General features: G+C 44.5%; 7 protein-coding genes and 1 pseudogene. 3 read left to right on the top strand and 5 right to left on the bottom strand.

Annotated elements, in window-relative coordinates; translation table 11 throughout:
• Positions 1–219 precede the first annotated feature (219 nt).
• Complete coding sequence (locus JGK14_RS32605; RefSeq protein ID WP_293186770.1) at positions 220–1344, bottom strand: peptidylprolyl isomerase; 1125 nt, start codon at positions 1342–1344, stop codon at positions 220–222.
• Positions 1345–1720: 376 nt separating this feature from the next.
• On the opposite strand from JGK14_RS32605, the gene efp reads away from it, so the two are divergent.
• The 3 genes from efp (at position 1721) to JGK14_RS32590 (ending at position 3452) form a co-directional block, all read left to right on the top strand.
• The gene (efp, locus tag JGK14_RS32600; protein WP_293155631.1) at positions 1721–2278 is read left to right on the top strand and encodes an elongation factor P; all 558 of its coding nucleotides are present in this window, start codon (positions 1721–1723) and stop codon (positions 2276–2278) included.
• A 193-nt stretch (positions 2279–2471) separates the two neighbouring features.
• Entirely contained in the window at positions 2472–3029 is a 558-nt protein-coding gene (gene accB / locus JGK14_RS32595) for an acetyl-CoA carboxylase biotin carboxyl carrier protein (RefSeq protein WP_293186769.1), read from the top strand.
• A gap of 30 nt (positions 3030–3059) precedes the next feature.
• The gene (locus JGK14_RS32590; protein WP_293186768.1) at positions 3060–3452 is read left to right on the top strand and encodes an ArsR/SmtB family transcription factor; all 393 of its coding nucleotides are present in this window, start codon (positions 3060–3062) and stop codon (positions 3450–3452) included.
• Between the two features lie 398 nt (positions 3453–3850).
• Here JGK14_RS32590 and JGK14_RS32585 read toward each other — a convergent pair whose 3' ends face one another.
• The 4 genes and pseudogenes from JGK14_RS32585 to JGK14_RS32570 all read right to left on the bottom strand — a co-directional run.
• Entirely contained in the window at positions 3851–4624 is a 774-nt protein-coding gene (locus JGK14_RS32585; RefSeq protein WP_293186767.1) for a GerMN domain-containing protein, read from the bottom strand.
• Between the two features lie 269 nt (positions 4625–4893).
• Positions 4894–5370 carry a type II toxin-antitoxin system VapC family toxin gene (locus JGK14_RS32580; RefSeq protein WP_293198503.1) on the bottom strand — a complete coding sequence of 159 codons (477 nt, stop codon included), beginning with the start codon at positions 5368–5370 and terminating at the stop codon, positions 4894–4896.
• A gap of 1 nt (position 5371) precedes the next feature.
• Positions 5372–6157 (bottom strand): hypothetical protein, encoded by a 786-nt coding sequence (locus JGK14_RS32575; protein ID WP_293186765.1) that lies wholly within the window; start codon positions 6155–6157, stop codon positions 5372–5374.
• A 171-nt stretch (positions 6158–6328) separates the two neighbouring features.
• Positions 6329–6467, bottom strand: a pseudogene (locus tag JGK14_RS32570) (photosystem II q(b) protein); the annotation flags it as partial.

The raw sequence follows: 6467 nt of genomic DNA, 5'->3' as shown, positions 1-6467 counted from the left end.
TAGTGTAGAAGCGATTTAAATCGCCGTCTTTGTTTGTCTTTCTTCCAGCCCGCGGAGGCGGTCTTTGTTAGTGTAGAAGCGATTTAAATCGCCGTCTTTATTTGTTATGGTTGCTTCCAGCCCGCGGAAGCGGGCTTTGTTTGACTCTGAAGCGATTTAACTCGCCATCTTTGTTTGACTCTGAAGCGATTTATCTCGCCGTGTTTGTTTGTGTGCTGATTAAACTTGAGGTTGAACCAAATTTTCCTTTCCTTTAATCACCTTAGCAGATATAATCTTATCTCCCTGCCTCAGTTTATCCAAAACCTCTTTTCCTTCAATCATGTAACCAAAAACAGCATACCGACCGTCCAACAAATTCAGACCAGCGGGCGTGAGTTCGGGTTCAAACAAGAAAAAGAAAAACTGAGAAGAACCGCTGTCTGGTTCAGCTTCAGCCCGGGCCATCGCCACAGCACCAAAAGCAGAAAAAGGCAAAACAGGCTCGTCGCGATAACGTCCCGCATCTTCTAGAGTAATCCCATAGACAGGTTCCTTGTCCTCTCTAACGAGCACTTCCAGCGGCACATTCCGGTATTTGCCAGTACCTGGATCAATAAAGCCCACTTCCTTGCCTTCGGGATCTCCCGTTTGCAAAACGTAGGATTCTTCCGATCGAATAAATGGTAAACCATCATAGAAACCTCGATCGACCAAATCCACAAAATTACCAGCAGTCACAGGCGCACTGTAACCGTCAACCACAACATTAATTGTCCCCTTATCCGTTTCCACCGCCACAGTAGCGCGACCTTTCAGTTGAGGCAGATTAGCATACTTAGCAGGCACTTCAAACGGAAACTTTGTCACCATCAACTCTTCGATTTCGCCTACCGAACCGAGGATTTTCGCCTTCAAGTCAATAACTTTTTCCCTGTCTTTAGCCTCAACAGCCTTTTCCAGTTCAGCAATTCCCTCCTTGACTTGTGCAACTAGCGCCTCAGCTTCCGGCTGTTTCGCCTCAGGAATACTCACTAAAATGTCGGACTCCCGAATGCTGAGAATCCTCGAAGCCTTACTGACATCGCTGCTAATGGGCCCCCAACGTTTAGAACGGATGTGGTTGCCAATGTCTTCCAGACTGATTTGCAACTCACGCACAGTCTGATTGTCAATAGGTAGCGCGAAACGCAGCAGCGCCCGGCCGTCCGTAATCGGATTCCCCGCAGGCATACTGCTGCTGGGGCGTTTCGCATAGGAAACTGCACTGAAACTCAGGGAGAGTGCGAACAGCAGGACTGCTAAAGCACCGGTCTTCACCCAGCGCTTGCACGTATCGATCGAGAAATTAGGCCAATGCAACATATCTTTAACTTTTATTGCCTCTATTATCTTCCCACAGCGCGCGATCGCCTTCTCTCCATTACATCCGTTGCCTCTCCTTGTCCAACAGACAGAGGTTTTTCACTTGGAGTACAGCACTTGCTCCCTTTGAAAGGTAAAATAAATTGCCAATTGCTTTTTGATGCCGTCAGCTAGACTGCGGCTTTAAGCTGACCCCGCTCAAAAACGGATACAATCCCCAGACTCCTGTCGTGGAGAGATCAAAATTTTAGACCAAGGTTCAATCTCCCAGATTCAAAGCTGCGAGTGAATCTAAAATCTAAAATCTAAAATCTAAAATCGACTGACTATAGTTCCCCCGTGCCCAATGGCGACGGGATTGCCCGCAAAAATTTATATGCTCTCCAGTAACGACTTTCGACCAGGTGTTTCAATTGAATGGAATAACGGCGTGTGGCGGGTTATCGAATTCCTCCACGTCAAGCCCGGAAAGGGTTCCGCTTTTGTGCGGACAAAATTAAAAAACGTCCAAACCGGCAGCGTAGTGGAACACACATTCCGAGCTGGCGAATCTTTGCCTCAAGCCAACCTCGAAAAGAGCGCGATGCAGCATACCTATAAAGAAGGCGACCAGTTTGTCTTTATGGATATGGAAACTTACGAGGAAAGCCGCCTCACAGCCAAGGAAATAGGCGAGCGTGTCAAGTACCTGAATGAAGGTATGGAAGTCAGTATCCTTCGCTGGAACGACCAAATCATGGAAGTGGAATTACCCAATTCTGTCGTCTTGGAAGTGACACAAACCGATCCCGGAGTCAAAGGAGATACTGCCACCGGTGGCAGTAAACCGGCCATCCTTTCCACCGGAGCTCAGATCATGGTTCCTCTATTTATTTCGATAGGAGAACGCATTCGGATTGATACTCGTGAAGACAAGTACCTCGGCCGAGAATAGAAACGACGGAGAAAAAGGGAGTTTTTAGTTTTTAGTTGTGAGTTGTGAGTTATTAGTTAAAGAGCTAAAAAATCATCGCTCATCGCTCAAAGATTAAAAACTACCCCTTTTGTCTCCAAAATCGGTGAAGTTTCCTAGCTTCGCCGGATTCCAATTTCTCAATTTTAAATTCTTAATTACCCTTGAATCTACTGTGCAATTAGACTTAAACCAGCTTTGCGAACTGCTGACTGTTTTAGACAAAACAGGCATTTCGGAACTGACATTAAAAAGTGGGGAGCTTGAACTGACTGTACGCAAAGGCATTCTGGCCAGCGAACCAGCCACGGTTACTGCCCTCTCTACCGCGGCAAGTGTCGCTCCGACGATCGCGCTGGGATCTGTTTCTAGCCCCACTGCCGCCCCACCGGATGCTGTTAGTCAAAATGCAGGAGCAACTCCGGCCACTCCTGCACCAGCCCCTGCTGTCGCAGCTCCTGCTGCCGTCTCTGCTCCTGTCGATACCAAATGGGTGTCAATTATCTCGCCCATGGTAGGAACGTTTTATCGCGCTGCTGCTCCCGATGAGCCACCTTTTGTCAATGTGGGCGATCGCATCAAAGTCAGCCAGACAGTCTGTATTATCGAAGCAATGAAGCTGATGAACGAGATTGATGCTGATGAAGTGTCCGGTCAAGTCATGGAAATTTTAGTACAAAATGGCGAACCTGTCGAATACGGTCAAATTTTAATGCGAATTAATCCGGATTGAAGCATTACTTTATTGTTATGGACAGAATAAATGCTAATATTTCGAGATCACTTCTCCCCGGTGAGTTTGATGAAGTCATCCCAGCCTGTCCCGCAAGAGGTTGTGCAACAAGTTGCTGAGTATTTCAGTATTCTGAGCGAGCCAATGCGTTTACGAATTTTGAACTTGCTTCGCGACGGAGAAAAATGCGTGCAAGAGTTGGTGGAAGCTACTCAAACGAGTCAAGCCAATGTTTCCAAGCACCTAAAACTTATGCTCCAAGCTGGTATCCTCACTCGCCGGAGTGAAGGAACATCAGCCTATTATAAGGTGCAAGACGAGTTAATTTTTGAGCTATGTACTATGGTGTGCGATCGGCTTGCCACTCGGATCGAACAGCAAGCCCTCCACTTTCGGGCATTTAGCCTGACTGCCAAGCACTGAAAATTAGTCATTAGTCATTAGTCATTAGTCATTAGTCATTAGTCATTAGTGCGAGCGTCCCCGCTCGCGAACGTTATCAGTCAGCAGTCATCAGTCGGTAGTGCGAGCGTCCCCGCTCGCGAACGTTATCAGTCATCAGTTATATCAAATTCGGTAACTACGGAATTCTACCCTGCTCGCCGTGCGGGACGTTTGGCTTCGCGATCCGAAGCGAGCGACACGCTCGAATTGCACTCCGAAAATTATTATTCCGATCCAAATGTCAACGATATCATCAGCAATCAATTATCAGCTATCAATCCCTATTTTCCGCATTCAGACTAATAACTAATAACTAATAACTCCTAACTCCTAATTAATAACTCCTAACTAATGACTAATAACTAATGAATCAAAAATTAGTTAAGGGGAAAATTTTTGTCAAAACTTTGGCGGGTACTCGGTTGAGCCACCTCCAAACCTTCGCCACCCAAAAGTTCCAAAGGCTTGCCGTCCACCGAGATCCAAACCTTAGTATTCGGTTTTAAACTCGTAGCTGTATAGATAACTTGCCCTAACCGGCTCGTCATTGAACTGCTGCCTCCCCCCGCAGTAAATTCACGCGACAAATCGACATAAACTTCATCATTCTTGACACTCAAACCCCGGAGTTTTGTCCCTTTAGGTATTTCGCTAGAAACAGTTGCATCCTTCGGCCCAGCCAACAAAGTGTTAAAAGCAGCTTGTAAAGTTGCATCAGGCTTATCAGCTTGTTTGACAGCTACTTTCGTAGGAACTGCCTCAAATTTGCCGATCGCATCTTTAACCCAGTACACTTGGACTGTTTGGGCATCAGCCTGCTGCAAAGGCTTCGGCTGTGACGACTTGGGCGCCAGAGCCTGAGACGCCAGAGGGGTAGGTCTCTGAGCTTGAGGCGTCTGAACCTGCGGCGTCTGAGCCTGTGGCACCTGCACAGCATTTGGAGGAGGTACGGGGATAATTACAGCAGGGGATTGGGCAGGACTTGGGGATAGCGCCGGAGCGATTGTCGGAGCTGAAGACTGCGTGTCTGCCGTGGGCGAACGGCTTGCCGTCCACCAAGCAATGCCACCTCCAGTCACTAAAGCCAACCCGCAAACACCGGCAATGAGTGCTGTTGTGGAGACGTGGCGTACTTCTTGTCCATCTTTCATAATACAAATCCTCGTTAGAGATAAAGCGCTTGACACGGTGAGGAGCTACTCCCGATCGGCTACATTTGTTTTTGCTGAGATTCTGGAACAGGGAACAGCTAAACCAAAACAATCCTGGCATCTTTAACAGCTTAGGAGCTATATTTCATTTTGACACCCTCCCGCTTAAAAACAAGGTATAAGTCTGAAGGCAGAATATAGAAGGCACTTATGCTGTGGCATATCCGAAGTTTACCTGACATTTTATCTAACTCGTAAATTACTATAAATTAACTAATATTTTGCCAAATATCACAATCGGTAACAGGTTGAAAATCTTTAATATTTTTAGTAGCAATAATGACTTCACGACCAGGAAATTGCTCTTTGAGCAGACACCATTGAGCAGCCAGAATGCAGTCTACATCAATGTTCTCCTTAATTTTATTAGATTGACTCATAGCTCTTGCCTCCGCCCATAGTTCGGCAGCCTTTTCTAGCAAAGCAAAAGTTACTTCTTGAAATTCAAGTAACTCTCTTAGTTTATCTAACTCTTGAATACTTTTGCTTTTTATCCGAATCAATTCACGTCTAAGTTCATAATCACAGATATCAGAAGCAATTATATAAACGCCTTTCGACAACAGTCTATAAAACCATTCTGTGCATTGATAAATCTCCGTAGTCAGCTTCTGATCTTCAGACAATTTCTCATCAATATTTGTTATCAGCAAAGCAATAATATTAGAATCTAGAATTAGAATCACTCTACAATTTCCATCCTTTTTCTTCTCCAATACTTTCTATTTGCTCAAGTCGTGACTTTGCCCAATCCATAGCAGATTGGTTTTTCTGAATTTGCATTTCACGAGTAAATATTGGATTATAAGGAGAGTCAATCAAATGTAATTTTTCATTTTGTGTTCGGTCTTCTTCGATTTGCCATAATACTGCTCTAGCAGTGTTTTTTAATCCAACTAAATATAAAAAAACTGACTCGTTCTGATTGGCTCGATCGGGTTTTAGATTAGAATCATTTAAAAAAGCCAATGCTATATTCTTAATGCACTCTATTAAGTGTTGTGGAAAGTAGACAAGATATTCTTCTAAAAGCTCTGATAGTTTCACCATACCCGTGTATAGCGATCGATATTGACGTACTTTATCTGTTTCTTCTTCAAACGCAATCAGCATAAAACCCTGAGCTATGATTAATTCCCTCAAGCCATCCATGTATTTTTCACGATCTTCAATTTCTTTGAAAGTATCACGGGCTAAAAAGTCACTATATTTTGCTTTAAATTCGTTTAAAAGTGGTCTGTATTCAGAGTAATAAATATCCGCTCTTAGACGTATATCTTTTGCTTCTCTAATCCGTTCTAGTACCTCATAAATTTTCAATCCATCAATAAATAGTTCTTCTTTAGGAATCCGCGCTTCATCAGATTTAAACAGCTTTTCTAAGGCGTGTTTGATTAAACTTAGTTCACCAAACATCACCTCCTCACTGTTCGATGGCAATGCTCTAATTAAATTTTCTGTAGTGACTGTCATAGGAAGCCGACTCCATAAATAAAGGCTTTTATGATTTATGAGAGCACATGAGCTACAACTAGCGCGCTCCTTCTATTATCATAAACGATCATCTCGCTAAAACTGTAATTTTTCGCAAACAAAAAGCGCCCCTATTTCTAGGGGCGCTTTCTGTTTATCTCAAGCTAAAACTTAGCCGTTGATGGAAGGAGCAACCAAAGCAACTGGAGTGGTTTCGCCAGCAGCCAAGTCGAGTGGGAAGTTGTGAGCATTGCGCTCGTGCATTACTTCCATACCCAAGTTAGCGCGGTTGATAACATCAGCCCAGGTG

Origin of the sequence: Microcoleus sp. PH2017_28_MFU_U_A (assembly GCF_020738035.1) — a bacterium.
Lineage (GTDB): Bacteria > Cyanobacteriota > Cyanobacteriia > Cyanobacteriales > Microcoleaceae > Microcoleus.
This window is presented reverse-complemented; position numbering and strand designations above follow the sequence as displayed.

Excerpts from the sequence above, each read along its gene's own strand:
- JGK14_RS32590 (WP_293186768.1), top strand. The coding sequence starts at position 3,060 with ATGCTAATATTTCGAGATCACTTCTCCCCGGTGAGTTTGATGAAGTCA.
- JGK14_RS32605 (WP_293186770.1), bottom strand. The coding sequence starts at position 1,344 with ATGTTGCATTGGCCTAATTTCTCGATCGATACGTGCAAGCGCTGGGTG.
- JGK14_RS32585 (WP_293186767.1), bottom strand. The coding sequence starts at position 4,624 with ATGAAAGATGGACAAGAAGTACGCCACGTCTCCACAACAGCACTCATT.
- efp (WP_293155631.1), top strand. The coding sequence starts at position 1,721 with ATGCTCTCCAGTAACGACTTTCGACCAGGTGTTTCAATTGAATGGAAT.
- JGK14_RS32575 (WP_293186765.1), bottom strand. The coding sequence starts at position 6,157 with ATGACAGTCACTACAGAAAATTTAATTAGAGCATTGCCATCGAACAGT.